Source organism: Streptomyces sp. NPDC027672 (assembly GCF_055566335.1).
This window is the reverse complement of record NZ_JBVHSO010000008.1, coordinates 382,397-398,111: the sequence shown is the minus strand read 5'-3', so window position 1 is coordinate 398,111 and position 15,715 is coordinate 382,397. Positions and strand designations below refer to the sequence as shown.

The window sequence follows — 15,715 nt, the reverse complement described above, 5'->3', positions numbered from 1 at the left end:
GTGACGATCGCCTGATCCGATCGGGGGATGCGTGCGCCGCGCTCCTCCGGGCACGTCGCAGAGCGTGAACTAGGCTCTTGAACGCCCGTACCGGAAGACACCGGCGGGCTTGCGCGTGCGGTGGGACGGGAGTGTGGCCCGTGACGGATCAGGTGGTGGACACAGACGGCGCGGAGCTGCCCGCGCACCCGGCCACGAAGGACCGATTCCTGGGCCGTAGCCGGGAGTTGAAGGAACTGCGCGCCGACATCGAGCGCGCCGGACTGGACACCCTGTCCGGCCGCAAGGCGCCCCGCGCGCGCGTGCTCCTCATCGCGGGCCGCCCCGGTTCCGGCCGGACCAGCCTCGCCGGGGAACTCGTCCGGCAGATCGCCGGCCGCTACCCCGACGGCGTGCTGCGGGCCCGGCTCAGCGAGCCCGGCGGCACGCCGGTGCCCGTCGAGCAGGTGGCCCGCGACCTGCTCGGCGCGCTCGGACTGCCCGCGCCCGCGGGAGCCGCCGAGGACGACCTCACCGCGGCCCTGCGGGCGGGCCTCGCCGGCCGGCGGACGCTGCTCCTGCTGGACGACGCGGCCGGCGCCGGACAGGTCGACGCGCTGCTCCCGGACAGCCCGGACTGCCTGGTGGTCGCCGTGTCCCGGGGCCCGCTCACCGGGATCGCGGACGTCCGCCCCTGCACGCTCGGCGGTCTCGACACCAAGTCCGCGGTGGAACTGCTCACCGGCTACACCGGCGCGGTCCGCGTCACCGTCGACCCGCGCTCCGCGGAGAGCCTGGTGGAGGCCTGCCAGGGCCATCCGGCCGCGCTGGTGCTGGCCGGCGGCTGGCTCGCCGCCCGCCCCATGTCCGCCGTCTCCGACCTCGCCAAGCGGCTGCACGCGGCCACCGAGGACGGCACGGAGGGCGCCGACGGCACTCCGCTGTCGCGTGTCTTCCGGCTCGTGTACGACCAGTTGCCCGCACCGGCCGCCCGGATACTGCGCCTGCTCAGCCTCGCCCCGGCCGGGCTGGCCGACCCGCACACCGCCTCGGCCCTGGCCGGCTGCTCGGTCGACGCCGCCCGCGCCACCCTGGACGACCTCGTCGCCCTCGGCCTGCTGCGCCCGGTGCCCTCCCCGCTGCCCCAGTACGAGGTCCCCGGCTGTCTGCACCCGCTGCTGCGCGCCCTGGCCGAGAGCCAGGAGCGGCCGGCGGAGCTGCAGCTGGCCCGGGCCCGGATGCTGGAGCGGACGGTACGGCTGCTCCAGTCCTGCCGGGCGATCACCGAGACGGACAGCCCGCAGGCCCGGGAGAAGCTGAGCGGCATGCCCCGGGCGCTGCGCTTCCCGAACCCGCGGGCCGCCGCCGACTGGCTGCGCCTGCGCCGGCCCGCCCTGCTGGCGTCCGTGCGGCTCGCGGTGGCCGACGGCGAGCTGGACACCCTCGCCCGCCGGCTGATGTCCCAGTTGGTCCGGGCGCTGGCCGCGCACGAGGGGACCCAGGCCGCCGCGCCCGACCTGTACGGCGTGCACCGCCTGGTTCTGGACGTCGCCGAGCGGCGCGGGCTGCCCCGGGAGAAGGCCGCGGCCCTGCTGAACCTGGGCGATCTGGACGCGCAGACCGGCCGCACCCGGGAGGCGCTGGCCCGCTACCGGGCCGCGCTGGACGCCGGACGCGAGGCGAACGACCCGTACGCGACCGGCCGCGCGATGGAATCCGTAGGCGGTGCCTACCAGGAGCTGGGGGACCACGACCGGGCCGCCGACTGGTTCGGCCGGGCGCTGGCCGAGCGGCTGGCCCGCGGCCAGGCCCCGGAGGCCGCCCGGCTCTACGGCAGGATCGGCACCGCGCACACCTACGCCGGCCGCTACGGCGAGGCGCTGCGCAACTGGCGGGCCGCCCTCGCCGGCTACCGCAGGAGCGGCGATGTCGCCGCGAGCGCAAGGGCGTTGAGCGAGATCGCCCGGGTGCAGGAGTACGCGGGCCGGCCCGAGGAATCGCTGCGCACCTGCCAGGAGGCCGTGGAGTGGGCGCGGCGTGCCGAGGACGGCCGGCTCCAGGCCGCTCTGCAGCTTCGGCTGGCCGACACCCTGGACCGGCTCGGCGACCCGGCGGCGGCCCGCCTGCACCGCGCGGCGGCGGAGCGCATGCTGGGTGAGGAGGCACCGGAGGGCGACGCCGAGCCGGAACACGACGCTAACGCCTGCGAAATCCGTAGTGCATCCAGTGAAGATTGATGCAATGAAAGGCTAGACAGCCGGAACACCTTCATTAAACTGGCTCTGCCGCACTTTCTCCTGCGGTGTCTCCCGGTGTGCCCCCGCATGTCTGGGTACGTCTGCATTGCACCCCCATACCCTCTGAGCCAAGGACCGTGATCGACGTGAAGGTCGGCATCCCCCGCGAGGTCAAGAACAACGAGTTCCGGGTGGCCATCACCCCCGCCGGTGTGCACGAGCTGGTGCGCCACGGCCACCAGGTCGTCGTCGAGCGCGGCGCCGGCCTCGGCTCCTCGATCACGGACGAGGAGTACGTCTCCGCCGGTGCCGGCATCCTCGACACCGCCGACGAGGTGTGGGCCGCCGCCGACCTGCTGCTGAAGGTCAAGGAGCCGATCGCGGAGGAGTACCACCGGCTCCGCAAGGACCAGATCCTCTTCACCTACCTGCACCTGGCCGCGTCCAAGGAGTGCACGGACGCGCTGCTGGAGTCGGGCACCACGGCCATCGCCTACGAGACCGTCGAGCTGCCGAACCGCGCCCTGCCGCTGCTCGCCCCGATGTCCGAGGTCGCGGGCCGGCTGGCCCCGCAGGTCGGCGCCTACCACCTGATGCGCGCGGCCGGCGGCCGCGGTGTGCTGCCGGGCGGCGTCCCGGGCGTGACCCCGGCCAAGGCCGTCGTCATCGGTGGCGGCGTCTCCGGCTGGAACGCCACCCAGGTCGCCGTCGGCATGGGCTTCGACGTGACCCTGCTCGACCGCGACATCAACAAGCTGCGCGAGGCCGACAAGATCTTCGGCACCCGGGTCAAGGCGATCATGTCCAACGCCTTCGAGCTGGAGAAGGCCGTCCTCGACGCCGACCTCGTCATCGGCGCGGTCCTCATCCCGGGCGCGAAGGCCCCGAAGCTGGTCACCAACGAGCTGGTGTCCCGCATGAAGCCGGGAAGTGTCCTTGTCGACATCGCGATCGACCAGGGCGGCTGCTTCGAGGACTCGCACCCGACCACGCACGCCGAGCCGACCTTCCGGGTCCACAACTCGGTCTTCTACTGCGTCGCCAACATGCCGGGCGCGGTGCCCAACACCTCCACCAACGCGCTCACCAACGCCACGCTGCCGTACATCGTCTCGCTCGCCAACAACGGCTGGGTCGAGGCGCTGCGCCGGGACGCCGCGCTCGCCAAGGGTCTCAACACCCATGACGGCAAGGTCGTTTACAAGGAGGTCGCCGAGGCCCACGGCCTGGACCACGTCGAGCTGGAGTCGCTGCTCGGCTGAGCCCGCCAGCGGCTGACGGCCAGGTGAGCCGCCAAGTCACCGCGAGCAAAAAGGCGATTCGTCAACACGACTCGTCAACCGCACACACCCGGCCGGACCTTGCCCGACAAGGTCCGGCCGGATGTGTGTATGGTCACTTTGCGGCTCTCGGTCAACTCGCCTCGAACGTAACCCTTCGACCGATTCGCACACCGGTGAAACCTGCGGTGCGACGGCCGTACGCCCTTGACAGCGACATGTTTCATTGCCGACACATCCTGCCGGGTCCGGCGGATTGTGTTGCTGCGGACCGCCGACACGCCATAGAGTCGCCAACCGTCGGCATGGTGCCACGCTGACCTTGTCTAGAAGTTTCCTGGTCACCAAGGAGGTAAGACGACTTGTGAATGAGTCGACATTTTCTCCCGGGGGTGGTCAACCAGGAATGCCGGTCCGGGGCCAGGGCCCCGCGGGATTCGAGGCTGTCGGCTCCGTAGCTGTGCGCACCTTCGCAGCCCACCAGAGTTCCGGTCCGCAGACGGCCGGGACAGCACACCAGAGCATGGATGGCCATCACGTGAACGCCATGGCCGGCGACGGAAGTGGCGCGCCCCACAACCACTTCGCCGACTACGACGAACTGCCCGAGGGGCACTTCTACGACCCCGACGCCGAGTACGAGCCGGATCCCGAGTACGCGGCCACGCTCGCGCCCGACGCGGCCCGTCAGCGCCGTGAGCGCGTCGGCCCGACCGGACGCCCGCTGCCGTACTTCCCGATCCCGGGCCCGCTGACCGACCACGGCCCCGCGAAGATCATCGCGATGTGCAACCAGAAGGGCGGCGTCGGCAAGACCACGTCGACCATCAACCTGGGTGCCGCGCTCGCGGAGTACGGCCGGCGCGTGCTGCTCGTGGACTTCGACCCGCAGGGCGCGCTGTCGGTGGGACTCGGGGTCAACCCCATGGAGCTGGACCTCACCGTCTACAACCTGCTCATGGAGCGGGGCATGTCCGCGGACGAGGTCCTGCTGAAGACGGCGGTCCCCAACATGGACCTGCTGCCCTCCAACATCGACCTGTCGGCCGCCGAGGTCCAGCTGGTCTCCGAGGTCGCGCGCGAGTCGACGCTCCAGCGGGCCCTGAAGCCGCTGCTGCCCGACTACGACTACATCGTGATCGACTGCCAGCCCTCGCTCGGCCTGCTCACCGTCAACGCGCTGACGGCCGCTCACAAGGTGATCGTGCCGCTGGAGTGCGAGTTCTTCGCGCTGCGCGGTGTGGCCCTGCTGACCGAGACCATCGAGAAGGTCCAGGAGCGGCTCAACCCCGAACTGGAGCTGGACGGCATCCTCGCCACGATGTACGACTCGCGCACCGTGCACAGCCGTGAGGTGCTCGCGCGGGTCGTCGAGGCGTTCGACGACCACGTCTACCACACGGTCATCGGGCGCACGGTCCGCTTCCCGGAGACCACGGTCGCCGGCGAGCCGATCACCACGTACGCCTCCAACTCCGTCGGTGCCGCCGCCTACCGCCAGCTCGCCAGGGAGGTGCTCGCCCGGTGTCACGCCGAGTGAGTCTGCCCGGGGCCGACGAACTCTTCCGTACGACAGGAGGGACGGCGCTCCAGCCGTCGACTCCCCGGCGCGGCGCGGGCGGCGAGGCCCGGGTGCCGGCTCCCGCGGGGGAGAGCGACGAGACGGCCGCCGCCGAGGACGCACCGGCGTCGGTGCCCGTCCGGGGCGGGGACGGAGAGGGCGCGGAGCACGCGGCGGCGGAGGCCGAGCCGGCCGACGCCGGCGAGTCCCGCAGCCGCCCGGTGCGCCGGCAGCAGGCGCCGGACGCCGCCGCACAGCCGCGCAAGCGCGGCCGGTCGGCGTCCCGGCGGCCCAGCGGGCGCGAGCGGCACGACGAGAAGATCACCGTGTACGTCTCGGCCGAGGAGCTGATGGACCTGGAGCACGCGCGTCTCGTGCTCCGCGGTGAGCACGGGCTCGCGGTGGACCGCGGGCGGATCGTCCGCGAGGCGGTGGCCGTGGTCCTGGCCGACCTGGAGTCCCGCGGGGACGCGAGCATCCTCGTACGCCGGCTGCGCGGACGGTAGCGATAGCCTGCGGGGGCTATGACCTCGAACGGAGCCCCTGCCCCCGGCGCAGCCGCCGGCCGCCGGCGTGCGCTGGGCCGGGGCCCGGGCACCTCGCCGGCCGGGCCGGCGGAACCCCGTGAGCCCGAGGAATTCCGGGAGCCGGAGAAGCCTGGCGAGCCCGGAGAGCCGGCCGCGCCGGCGGTGCGGCCCGTCGAGCCTGCGGTACGGCCGGCCGGGGCCGGGGTACGGCGTGGCGGGCCCGAGCGGTCCGGGGAACCCGTCGAGCCCGGCGAGGCCCCGGAACAGGTCCCCGGGCCGCCCAGCGGGCCGGAGCCGCCCGAGCCGTCCGAGCCGCCCCAGGGCTCCTCCGACGGTGTCTTCACGGTCCGGCTGGCGAACTTCGAGGGCCCCTTCGACCTGCTCCTCCAGCTGATCTCCCGGCACAAGCTGGACGTCACCGAGGTCGCCCTGTCGAAGGTCACCGACGAGTTCATGGCGCACATCCGGGCCATGGGACCCGACTGGGACCTGGACCAGACCACGGAGTTCCTGGTGGTCGCGGCCACGCTGCTCGATCTGAAGGCCGCCCGGCTGCTGCCCGCCGCCGAGGTGGAGGACGAGGCCGACCTCGCGCTGCTGGAGGCCCGGGACCTGCTGTTCGCGCGGCTGCTCCAGTACCGCGCCTACAAGCAGGTCGCCGACATCTTCGGCCGGCGGCTCGACGAGGAGGCCCGGCGCCGTCCCCGTACCGTCGGACTCGAACCGCACCACGCCGAACTGCTGCCCGAGGTCGTCATCAGCATCGGCCCCGAGGGCTTCGCCCGGCTCGCGGTCAAGGCGATGCGGCCGAGGCCCCGGCCGCAGGTGTACCTCGACCACATCCACGCCCCGCTGGTCAGCGTCCGCGAACAGGCCGCGATCGTGGTGGCGCGGCTGCGCGAGCTGGGCGAGGCCAGCTTCCGGGTGCTGGCCGGGGACGCCGGTGACACGCTCACCGTCGTGGCCCGGTTCCTCGCCCTGCTGGAGCTGTACCGCGAGAAGGCCGTCGCCCTGGAGCAGGAGGCCGCGCTCGGGGAGCTGACCGTGCGCTGGACCGGCGGCGAAGCGGACCCGGCGCCACTGGTCACGGACGAGTTCGACCGGCCGCCGGAGCCGCCGAAGGAGGAGGAGAAGCCGTGAGCGAGCAGACCGCCGGGGCACAGGCCGTCGCCGGCCTCGATCTCAAGCCGGCCCTGGAGGCCGTGCTCATGGTCGTGGACGAACCCGCGACCGTGCGGCACCTGGCGAAGATCCTGGAGCGGCCCGAGCGGCTGATCGCGGACGCCCTGCGCGAGCTGGCCGACGAGTACACGGCCCAGGGCCGCGGCTTCGAGCTGCGGTACGTCGCCGGCGGCTGGCGCTTCTACACCCGCGCCGCCTACGCGCCCGCCGTCGAACGGCTGGCGCTGGACGGCCAGACCGCCCGTCTCACCCAGGCGGCACTGGAGACGCTGGCGGTGGTCGCCTACCGCCAGCCGGTCAGCCGCAGCCGGGTCTCCGCCGTACGCGGGGTCAACTGCGACGGCGTCATGCGCACCCTCCTCCAGCGCGGTCTGGTCGAGGAGGCGGGCGCGGAACCCGAAACAGGTGCGATCCTGTACAGGACGACGAACTACTTCCTGGAGCGGATGGGCCTGCGCGGCCTGGACGAACTTCCGGAACTCGCGCCCTTCCTCCCGGAGGCGGAGGCGATCGAGGCCGAGACCCAGGAGGGAGTCCCGTCGTTCGACCCGGACGCGCCCGACGCGCCCGGCGGTCAGGACGCAGACGACTAAGACGGAAAACCTTGATGCGAAGCAGCGGCAGCGGCAAGAGCGGCGGGCGCGGTAACTACCGCGGAGCCGGCAACGACAGGGACCAGAAGCAGGGGCAGGGCCGTCCCAGCAAGCCCCGCCCCGAGGAGCGCCGCTACGACGTGGGCCCGGGAGCCACCAAGGACGGCCCCAAGGCCGGACGCGGCGGTGCCGCGCGAGGCGGCGCCAAGGGCGGCCCGAAGCGGCCCCAGCCGGGCGGCCGCAGCGCCCCGGCGCGCTCGCGGGAGTACGAGACGCGGGTCGAGGAGCGCAACCGGGAGCGGTACGCCGGCAAGAAGGACGTCAAGCTGCCGAAGACCTTCCCGGGCGCCGAGCAGGAGGGCGAGCGGCTGCAGAAGGTCCTCGCGCGCGCGGGCTACGGCTCCCGGCGCTCCTGCGAGGAGCTGATCGAGCAGGCCCGGGTCGAGGTGAACGGCGAGATCGTCACCGAGCAGGGCCGCCGGGTGGACCCGGAGAAGGACGAGGTCAAGGTCGACGGCCTGACCGTGGCGACCCAGTCGTACCAGTTCTTCTCGCTGAACAAGCCGGCCGGCGTCGTCTCCACGATGGAGGACCCGGAAGGCCGGCAGTGCCTCGGTGACTACGTCACCAACCGCGAGACCCGGCTCTTCCACGTCGGCCGGCTGGACACCGAGACCGAGGGTGTCATCCTGCTCACCAACCACGGCGAGCTGGCGCACCGGCTGACCCACCCGAAGTACGGCGTGAAGAAGACCTACCTCGCGGCCATCGTCGGCCCGATCCCGCGCGACCTGGGCAAGCGCCTGAAGGACGGCATCCAGCTAGAGGACGGCTACGCGCGCGCGGACCACTTCCGGGTGGTGGAGCAGACCGGCAAGAACTACCTGGTCGAGGTGACCCTGCACGAGGGCCGCAAGCACATCGTGCGCCGCATGTTGGCGGAGGCGGGCTTCCCGGTCGAGAAGCTGGTGCGCACCGCCTTCGGCCCGATCACCCTCGGCGACCAGAAGTCGGGCTGGCTGCGCCGCCTGTCGAACACCGAGGTCGGCATGCTGATGAAGGAAGTCGACCTGTAGCAGGCCCTTGCGGTCCGCTCGTCATCCCCTTTATGGTCAAGCTGACGATAAAGGGGATGATGATCCGCATGTCCGCACGAGCCGCAACCGGCGCACTCCTCGGCCTCGCCCTCGGGGACGCCCTCGGCTACCCGGCCGAGTTCAAGACCGTCCCGCTGATCCTGTCCGAGTTCGGACCCTGGCGGGAGCGGGAACTGCCGCGGCCCGCCCGCGTCTCCGACGACACGCAGATGACCCTCGCCGTCGGGCGCGCCCTGCGGACCGCGACCGGGAACGGCGACCTCGCCCCGCAGGGCCTGGAGCGGGCCCTGCGCGAGGAGTTCGTCGCCTGGTACCGGTCGCCGGAGAACGACCGGGCCCCCGGCGCCACCTGCCTCGCGGCCTGCGACCTGCTCCAGGACGCGCGCCGGCCCTGGCAGGACGCCAGCCGGACCGGGTCCAAGGGCTGCGGCGCGAACATGCGCGTCGCCCCGATCGGCCTCGCCCCCGCGCTCAGCGGTGAACAGCGCGCCGGCGCCGCCCAGTTGCAGGCCGCGCTCACCCACGGCCACCCCACCGCGCTGGCCGCCTCCGACCTCACCGCCCACGCCGTCCACCTGCTCGCCCGGGGCGCCGACCCCGCCGGACTCGTCGGACAACTGCGCTCCTACGCCCTGGACCACCGCACCCGCTACCACCACGCCTGGCTCGGCGACCTGTGGACCCGCGCCCAGGACCCGGACCCCGAGCACTTCATCGCACGCGGCTGGGACGAGTGCCTGGCGGTCCTCGAACGGCTCCAGCGGGCCGCCCGGACCGTCTCCCCGGAGACCGACCCCTGCCTCGCCACCGGCCAGGGCTGGATCGCCGAGGAGGCGCTCGCCACCGGCCTGCTGTGCTTCCTGCTCTTCCCCGGCGAACCCCTCACCGCGCTGCGCCGGGCCGCCTGCACCGAAGGCGACTCCGACTCCCTCGCCTGCCTCACCGGAGCGTTCGCCGGTGCCTGGCTGGGCGCTAACGCCTGGCCCGCCGGCTGGACCGGCCGGATCGAGTACCGAGAGGGCCTGTCGGCGCTGGGAACGCTCTGGGACGCTTAGGCCCATGATCGACGACCTCGACATAGACCTGGCTCCGGTGGTCGCGGAACAGCCCGACCCGGTGCTGTTCGCCACCGTCTGCGGAGCCCACCTCCACGGCTTCCCCTCGCAGGACTCCGACGTCGACCTGCGAGGCGTCCATCTGCTGCCCGCCGCCGACCTCCTCGGACTGCGCGAGCCGGCGGAGACCCGCTCGCGCACCTGGGTCCGCTACGGCGTCGAGCTGGACCTCGTCACCCACGACCTGCGCAAGTTCGTCCGGCTGATGCTCCGCCGCAACGGCCATGTGCTGGAGCAACTGGTCTCGCCCCTGGTCGTGCACACCTCCGAGGCCCACCGGGAGCTGACCGCGCTGGTCCCCGGCGTCCTCACCAGCCGCCACGCCCACCACTACCGCGGCCAGGCGGTGACCCAGTGGCGGCTGTTCGAGAAGACCGGCGAACTCAAGCCGCTGCTCGGCACCTTCCGGGTGCTGCTCACCGGCGTCCACCTCATGCGCACCGGCGAGGTCCAGCCGCACCTGCCCACGCTCGTGGAACAGGCCGGCGGCCCCGCGTACCTGCCCGAGCTGATCGCCGCCGCGAAAGAGCACGGACACGGCGCCGCCGACGTCGACCGGACGCGGGCGGAGGACGACGTGGAGCGGCTGCACACCGCGCTCGACGAGGCGCAGGCCGGCTCGGCCCTGCCCGCCGCGGCCGGCGCCCGCGACGCCCTGCACGACCTGGTGGTCCGGCTCCGGCTGCACGGCTGAGGCCCTCCCCGCCCGGGAACGCGCCCAGGGCCGTACGCCCCCGCCGCTCAGGCCAGGTGGATCGCGTCCCCGTGGACCATGATCGGCGCCTCGGGCAGCGGCCGGGTCGCGGGGCCGTCGGCCACCGAGCCGTCGGTGATGCGGAACCTGCTGCCGTGGCAGGGGCAGTCGATGGTGCCGTCCGCGACCCGGTCCACCGCGCAGCCCTGGTGGGTGCAGACCGCCGAGAACGCCTTGAACTCCCCCTTCGCCGGCTGGGTCACCACGATCTTCCGGTCCGGGAAGACCTTGCCGCCGCCCTCGGGGATGTCACCGGCCGCGGCCAGCCGCGGCCCGGCGGGAGCGGCCTCCCGCGCGGCCGGTGACGTCTCCTCGGCGGCGGGGGACGCCGGGGACGCCGACGCCGTGGCGTCGCCGTCCCGGTCGCCGCCGCACCCCACGCATCCCAGGGCGAGCGCGCCGGCGCCCGTGGCGAGGAGTGTGCGCCGTGTCGCTGACTGGGTCATCGCAGACCTCCGTACAGAAGTGCATATCGGTGCATACCGGATCGCCCGCATCGTCTCAGCGGGCGGGCGGCGCACGTCCGTACCGCGCGGGCTGACTACGCTGGACGGACCAAGAACAGAACACGCACGTCAGCGAGGAGCAGCGCCGTGGCGGTACGAGCGGTCCGGGGGGCCGGCCCCCTGGTGAGGGACGGGGCCGGCCACCCGGCGCAACGGGCCGCGGAGCCGGACGCCTCCCGCGCCGGCGCCGACCGCGTCTGCCCCGCCGCCACCCCGCGCAAGGACATCGCCCAGTGAGAACCGCACTCGTCATCGGAACCGGTCTGATCGGCACCTCCGCCGCCCTGGCCCTCGTCCGGCGCGGCGTGACCGTCCACCTCGCCGACCACGACCCCGGGCAGGCCCGCACGGCCGCCGCGCTGGGCGCCGGCACCGACGAGGCGCCCGCCGGCCCGGTCGACCTGGCGCTCGTCGCCGCCCCGCCCGCCCATGTGGCCCGGGTGCTCGCCGACGCGATGCGCCGGGGCGCGGCCCGCGGCTACCTGGACGTCGCCAGCGTCAAGGGCGGCCCCCGCCGCGAACTGGAGGCGCTCGGCCTGGACCTCACGGCCTACCTCGGCACCCACCCGATGTCCGGCCGGGAGAAGTCCGGCCCGCTGGCCGCCACCGCCGACCTCTTCGAGGGCCGCCCCTGGGTGCTCACCCCGACCCGGGACACCGACACCGAGGTGCTCAACCTCGCCCTGGAACTGGTCTCGCACTGCCGGGCCGTACCGGTCGTCATGGACGCCGACGCCCACGACCGCGCCGTCGCCCTCGTCTCCCACATGCCCCACCTGGTCTCCAGCCTGGTCGCCGCGCGCCTGGAACACGCCGAGGAGGCCGCCGTACGGCTGTGCGGGCAGGGCATCCGGGACGTGACCCGGATCGCCGCCTCCGACCCGCGCATGTGGATCGACATCCTGTCCGCGAACCCGGGCCCGGTCGCCGACCTGCTCTCCGACGTCGCCGCCGACCTGGACGGGACGGTCCGGGCGCTGCGCGCCCTGCAGTCCGCCGACGAGGCCGAGCGGACCGCGGGGACCGCGGGCATCCGGGACGTGCTGCGCCGGGGGAACGCCGGCCAGGTGCGGGTACCCGGCAAGCACGGGACCGCGCCGCGGACCTACGAGACCGTGGTCGTCCTCATCGACGACCAGCCCGGCCAGCTCGCCCGGATCTTCGCCGACGCGGGCCGCGCCGGGGTGAACGTCGAGGACGTCCGCATCGAGCACGCGACCGGGCAGCAGGCCGGTCTCGTGCAGCTGATGGTGGAGCCGCAGGCGGCGGCGCCACTGAAGGAGGCGCTGCGGGAGCGGGGCTGGGCGCTGCGGCAGTAGCACCCGGCACCGGATGCCGCACGCGTCCGGACGAGTGACCCGTACCCAGTAACCTTGTGCGGGGCGCTCTCGCTCCCCGCCTCCCCGCCCGCACCGCCCAGGAAGGTGTCCCCCCGTGGAAAACGGCGCCGCCCCGACCGCCAAGCCCGTGATCGTCGCGATCGACGGTCCCTCCGGCACGGGCAAGTCGAGCACGTCGAAGGCCGTCGCCGCGCAGCTCGGCCTCAGCTACCTGGACACCGGTGCCCAGTACCGGGCGATCACCTGGTGGATGGTGACCAACGGCATCGACCTGGAGGACCCCACCGCCATCGCCGCCGTGGCCGGCAAGCCGGAGATCGTCTCCGGCACCGACCCGGCCGCGCCGGCCATCACGGTCGACGGCGTGGACGTGTCCGCCCCGATCCGCACCCAGGAGGTCACCTCCAAGGTCAGCGCGGTCAGCGCGGTGCCCGAGGTGCGCACCCGGATCACCGAACTGCAGCGCTCGCTGGCCGCCGCCGCGGAGCACGGCATCGTGGTCGAGGGCCGGGACATCGGCACGACCGTCCTCCCGGACGCCGACCTGAAGATCTTCCTCACCGCCTCCGCGGAGGCCCGCGCGGCCCGCCGCAGCGGCGAGCTGAAGGGCGCCGACGTCAACGCCACCCGCGAGGCCCTGATCAAGCGGGACGCGGCCGACTCCAGCCGCAAGACCTCGCCGCTCGCCAAGGCCGCCGACGCGGTCGAGGTGGACACCACCGAGCTGACCCTCGCCCAGGTAATCGAGTGCGTCGTCACCCTGGTCGAGGAGAAGCGAGCCGCGAAGTGAGCGGGTTGCCGGCCGTGTCGGAGCGGGGCGCCGAGGTCGGGCGGCGCATCGGCGTCGGCCTGATGTACGGGCTGTGGCGGCCGCGGGTGCTCGGCGCCTGGAAGGTGCCGGCCACCGGCCCGGTGATCCTCGCCGTGAACCACTCCCACAACATCGACGGGCCGATGGTGATGGGCGTGTCGCCCCGGCCCACCCACTTCCTGATCAAGAAGGAAGCCTTCGTCGGCCCGCTGGACCCCTTCCTGACCGGCATCGGCCAGCTGAAGGTGGACCGCACCACGGCCGACCGGGGCGCGATCACCCAGGCCCTCGGCGTGCTGGCGGCCGGGGGAGTGCTGGGCATCTTCCCGGAGGGCACCCGGGGCGAGGGCGACTTCGCCGCGCTGCGCGCCGGGCTCGCCTACTTCGCGGTCCGCGGCGGGGCGCCGATCGTCCCCGTGGCCGTGCTGGGCAGCTCCGGCCGGCCCGGCCGGCTGACCAAGGCGCTGCCTCCGCTGCGCTCCCGCGTCGACGTCGTCTTCGGCGACCCGTTCGACGCGGGCGACGGCAGCGGACGGCGCACCCGCGCGGCGCTGGACCAGGCGACCGAACGCATCCGGAAGCAGCTCACCAGCCACCTGGAAAACGCCAGGCGCCTGACCGGGCGCTAGGCGACACTTGAGTAGTGGATCAGCCCTTTTGGGGCCGGTGCACCGATCACCACCGATGAACGACGAGGTACGGACTTCATGAACGACGACATCCAGCCCGCCGGCTCGGCCGAGCACGAGTACGAGCACGGGGCTCTCGGCGACGCCGAGTACGCGCAGTTCATGGAGCTGGCCGCGGAAGAGGGCTTCGACGTCGAGGACGTCGAGGGCGCCATCGAGGCGGCGGGCCACGGCCCGCTGCCCGTGCTCGCCGTCGTCGGCCGCCCCAATGTCGGCAAGTCGACGCTGGTCAACCGGATGATCGGCCGCCGCGAGGCGGTCGTGGAGGACCGGCCGGGCGTCACCCGCGACCGCGTCACCTACGAGGCCGAGTGGGCCGGCCGCCGCTTCAAGGTCGTCGACACCGGCGGCTGGGAGCAGGACGTCCTCGGCATCGACGCCTCGGTGGCGGCCCAGGCCGAGTACGCGATCGAGGCGGCCGACGCGGTCGTCTTCGTCGTGGACGCCAAGGTCGGCGCGACCGACACCGACGAGGCGGTCGTCCGGCTGCTGCGCAAGGCCGGCAAGCCGGTGGTGCTCTGCGCCAACAAGGTCGACGGCCAGAGCGGCGAGGCCGACGCGGCCTACCTGTGGAACCTCGGCCTCGGCGAGCCGCACCCGGTCTCGGCCCTGCACGGCCGGGGCACCGGCGACATGCTCGACGCCGTCCTGGAGGTGCTGCCGGACGCACCCGAGCAGTCCTTCGGCACGGCCCTCGGCGGTCCCCGCCGCGTGGCCCTGATCGGCCGCCCGAACGTCGGCAAGTCCTCGCTGCTGAACAAGGTCGCCGGCGAGGAGCGCGTCGTCGTCAACGAGATGGCGGGCACCACCCGCGACCCGGTCGACGAGATCATCGAACTCGGCGGCAAGTCCTGGAAGTTCGTCGACACCGCCGGCATCCGCAAGCGGGTCCACCTCCAGCAGGGCGCCGACTACTACGCGTCGCTGCGCACCGCCGCCGCCGTGGAGAAGGCCGAGGTCGCCGTCGTCCTGGTCGACGGTTCGGAGTCCATCTCCGTGCAGGACCAGCGGATCATCACGATGGCGGTCGACGCGGGCCGCGCGCTGGTCGTCGCCATCAACAAGTGGGACACCCTGGACGAGGAGCGCCGCTACTACCTGGAGCGGGAGATCGAGACCGAGCTGGGCCAGGTGGCCTGGGCGCCGCGGGTGAACGTCTCGGCGCGCACCGGCCGCCACATGGAGAAGCTGGTCCCGGCGATCGAGACGGCCCTCGCGGGCTGGGAGACCCGGGTCCCCACCGGCCGGCTGAACGCCTTCCTCGGCGAGCTGGTCTCGGCCCACCCGCACCCGGTCCGGGGCGGCAAGCAGCCGCGCATCCTGTTCGGCACCCAGGCCGGCACCAAGCCGCCGCGGTTCGTGCTCTTCGCCTCCGGCTTCATCGAGGCGGGCTACCGGCGCTTCATCGAGCGCCGGCTGCGCGAGGAGTTCGGCTTCGAGGGCACCCCGATCCACATCTCGGTGCGGGTGCGCGAGAAGCGCGGCACGAAGAAGAAGTGACCCGAGCGGGTACGACATGACGGGCGGCCCCTGGTTCTCCAGGGGCCGCCCGTCTTTCGTGCGGGTCCGTCAGGCACCCCGGCGCGGTCCCGGCGGCAGCGCGGCGGCCGGGACGTACTGCGCCCCGGTGTCCTGCTGCCGTCCCAGCGTGCCGACCCGCTGCCACTGCGACTGCTGCCGGGCGCTGTAGGCCCCGGCGCTGTAGGCGCTGTACGTGCTGCCGAAGGTGCCCGCGCGGTGGTCGCCGTAGCGGCCGCTGCCGTCCGGGAACTCGCCGAACGGGCTGAACCTCAGCCCCTCCTCGCCGCTGCGGTCCCCCGGCAGGGTGCGGAAGGCCTTGACCCACTCCGTGTAAAGCGCGTCGTAGATCGGCGTGGCCGAACCGCCGCAGTGCTCCTGCGCCGACCGGGCGGCGGGCACGGAGGAGAAGGACCGGCGTGGAGAAGCGTCGTATGCGTGCACGTATGTCCAAACGACCGGGACCCCAAAGGGATGCGGTCGTACCACTCTCCGGTGCGGTCCGGTCCGCACGACGGATCCCGGC

General features: G+C 73.3%; 16 protein-coding genes. 14 read left to right on the top strand and 2 right to left on the bottom strand.

The window, feature by feature from the left end:
- Positions 1-140: 140 nt before the first annotated feature.
- From ACZ4SV_RS21785 to ACZ4SV_RS21745, 9 genes are all read left to right on the top strand, one after another.
- Positions 141-2,216 carry a tetratricopeptide repeat protein gene (locus ACZ4SV_RS21785; protein ID WP_468006040.1) on the top strand — a complete coding sequence of 692 codons (2,076 nt, stop codon included), beginning with the start codon at positions 141-143 and terminating at the stop codon, positions 2,214-2,216.
- Positions 2,217-2,353: 137 nt separating this feature from the next.
- Positions 2,354-3,478 carry an alanine dehydrogenase gene (gene ald / locus ACZ4SV_RS21780; protein WP_365878227.1) on the top strand — a complete coding sequence of 375 codons (1,125 nt, stop codon included), beginning with the start codon at positions 2,354-2,356 and terminating at the stop codon, positions 3,476-3,478.
- Between the two features lie 424 nt (positions 3,479-3,902).
- A complete protein-coding gene (locus ACZ4SV_RS21775) occupies positions 3,903-5,036 on the top strand; it encodes a ParA family protein (protein ID WP_397969388.1) in 1,134 nt (377 codons plus the stop codon).
- Entirely contained in the window at positions 5,021-5,563 is a 543-nt protein-coding gene (locus tag ACZ4SV_RS21770) for a hypothetical protein (RefSeq protein WP_365878224.1), read from the top strand. Before ACZ4SV_RS21775 ends, ACZ4SV_RS21770 begins: the two co-directional genes overlap by 16 nt.
- Before the next feature lie 18 nt (positions 5,564-5,581).
- Positions 5,582-6,724, top strand: a complete 1,143-nt coding sequence (locus ACZ4SV_RS21765) for a segregation and condensation protein A (protein ID WP_468006039.1) — start codon at positions 5,582-5,584, stop codon at positions 6,722-6,724.
- Positions 6,721-7,359 (top strand): SMC-Scp complex subunit ScpB, encoded by a 639-nt coding sequence (scpB, locus tag ACZ4SV_RS21760; RefSeq protein WP_365878220.1) that lies wholly within the window; start codon positions 6,721-6,723, stop codon positions 7,357-7,359. Before ACZ4SV_RS21765 ends, scpB begins: the two co-directional genes overlap by 4 nt.
- A gap of 14 nt (positions 7,360-7,373) precedes the next feature.
- The gene (locus tag ACZ4SV_RS21755) at positions 7,374-8,435 is read left to right on the top strand and encodes a pseudouridine synthase (protein ID WP_365878218.1); all 1,062 of its coding nucleotides are present in this window, start codon (positions 7,374-7,376) and stop codon (positions 8,433-8,435) included.
- 68 nt (positions 8,436-8,503) lie between these two features.
- A complete protein-coding gene (locus tag ACZ4SV_RS21750; protein WP_468006038.1) occupies positions 8,504-9,511 on the top strand; it encodes an ADP-ribosylglycohydrolase family protein in 1,008 nt (335 codons plus the stop codon).
- Positions 9,512-9,515: 4 nt separating this feature from the next.
- Positions 9,516-10,265, top strand: coding sequence for a nucleotidyltransferase domain-containing protein (locus tag ACZ4SV_RS21745; RefSeq protein WP_365878216.1), 750 nt, complete (start codon positions 9,516-9,518; stop codon positions 10,263-10,265).
- A 47-nt stretch (positions 10,266-10,312) separates the two neighbouring features.
- Here ACZ4SV_RS21745 and ACZ4SV_RS21740 read toward each other — a convergent pair whose 3' ends face one another.
- Positions 10,313-10,771, bottom strand: coding sequence for a Rieske (2Fe-2S) protein (locus ACZ4SV_RS21740; protein ID WP_468006037.1), 459 nt, complete (start codon positions 10,769-10,771; stop codon positions 10,313-10,315).
- Positions 10,772-10,918: 147 nt separating this feature from the next.
- Here ACZ4SV_RS21740 and ACZ4SV_RS21735 point away from each other — a divergent pair, with 147 nt between their 5' ends.
- From ACZ4SV_RS21735 to der, 5 genes are all read left to right on the top strand, one after another.
- Positions 10,919-11,068: a hypothetical protein gene (locus ACZ4SV_RS21735; protein WP_365878212.1), complete on the top strand. Its 150-nt coding sequence runs from the start codon at positions 10,919-10,921 to the stop codon at positions 11,066-11,068.
- Positions 11,065-12,150 (top strand): prephenate dehydrogenase, encoded by a 1,086-nt coding sequence (locus ACZ4SV_RS21730; RefSeq protein WP_397937155.1) that lies wholly within the window; start codon positions 11,065-11,067, stop codon positions 12,148-12,150. The genes ACZ4SV_RS21735 and ACZ4SV_RS21730 overlap by 4 nt, the downstream gene beginning before the upstream one ends.
- 115 nt (positions 12,151-12,265) lie before the next feature.
- Complete coding sequence (gene cmk / locus ACZ4SV_RS21725) at positions 12,266-12,961, top strand: (d)CMP kinase (protein WP_365878208.1); 696 nt, start codon at positions 12,266-12,268, stop codon at positions 12,959-12,961.
- 62 nt (positions 12,962-13,023) lie between these two features.
- Positions 13,024-13,611, top strand: coding sequence for a lysophospholipid acyltransferase family protein (locus tag ACZ4SV_RS21720; RefSeq protein ID WP_468006061.1), 588 nt, complete (start codon positions 13,024-13,026; stop codon positions 13,609-13,611).
- 78 nt (positions 13,612-13,689) lie between these two features.
- Positions 13,690-15,171: a ribosome biogenesis GTPase Der gene (gene der / locus ACZ4SV_RS21715; RefSeq protein ID WP_365878204.1), complete on the top strand. Its 1,482-nt coding sequence runs from the start codon at positions 13,690-13,692 to the stop codon at positions 15,169-15,171.
- Between the two features lie 69 nt (positions 15,172-15,240).
- On the opposite strand, the gene ACZ4SV_RS21710 is transcribed toward der, so the two are convergent.
- Positions 15,241-15,633, bottom strand: a complete 393-nt coding sequence (locus tag ACZ4SV_RS21710) for a hypothetical protein (protein ID WP_365878202.1) — start codon at positions 15,631-15,633, stop codon at positions 15,241-15,243.
- Positions 15,634-15,715: the final 82 nt, after the last annotated feature.

Coding starts and splice junctions, on each gene's coding strand:
- ACZ4SV_RS21775 (WP_397969388.1), top strand. CDS start 3,903: ATGCCGGTCCGGGGCCAGGGCCCCGCGGGATTCGAGGCTGTCGGCTCC.
- ACZ4SV_RS21765 (WP_468006039.1), top strand. CDS start 5,582: ATGACCTCGAACGGAGCCCCTGCCCCCGGCGCAGCCGCCGGCCGCCGG.
- ACZ4SV_RS21755 (WP_365878218.1), top strand. CDS start 7,374: ATGCGAAGCAGCGGCAGCGGCAAGAGCGGCGGGCGCGGTAACTACCGC.
- ACZ4SV_RS21750 (WP_468006038.1), top strand. CDS start 8,504: ATGTCCGCACGAGCCGCAACCGGCGCACTCCTCGGCCTCGCCCTCGGG.
- ACZ4SV_RS21745 (WP_365878216.1), top strand. CDS start 9,516: ATGATCGACGACCTCGACATAGACCTGGCTCCGGTGGTCGCGGAACAG.
- ACZ4SV_RS21740 (WP_468006037.1), bottom strand. CDS start 10,771: ATGACCCAGTCAGCGACACGGCGCACACTCCTCGCCACGGGCGCCGGC.
- ACZ4SV_RS21720 (WP_468006061.1), top strand. CDS start 13,024: ATGTACGGGCTGTGGCGGCCGCGGGTGCTCGGCGCCTGGAAGGTGCCG.
- der (WP_365878204.1), top strand. CDS start 13,690: ATGAACGACGACATCCAGCCCGCCGGCTCGGCCGAGCACGAGTACGAG.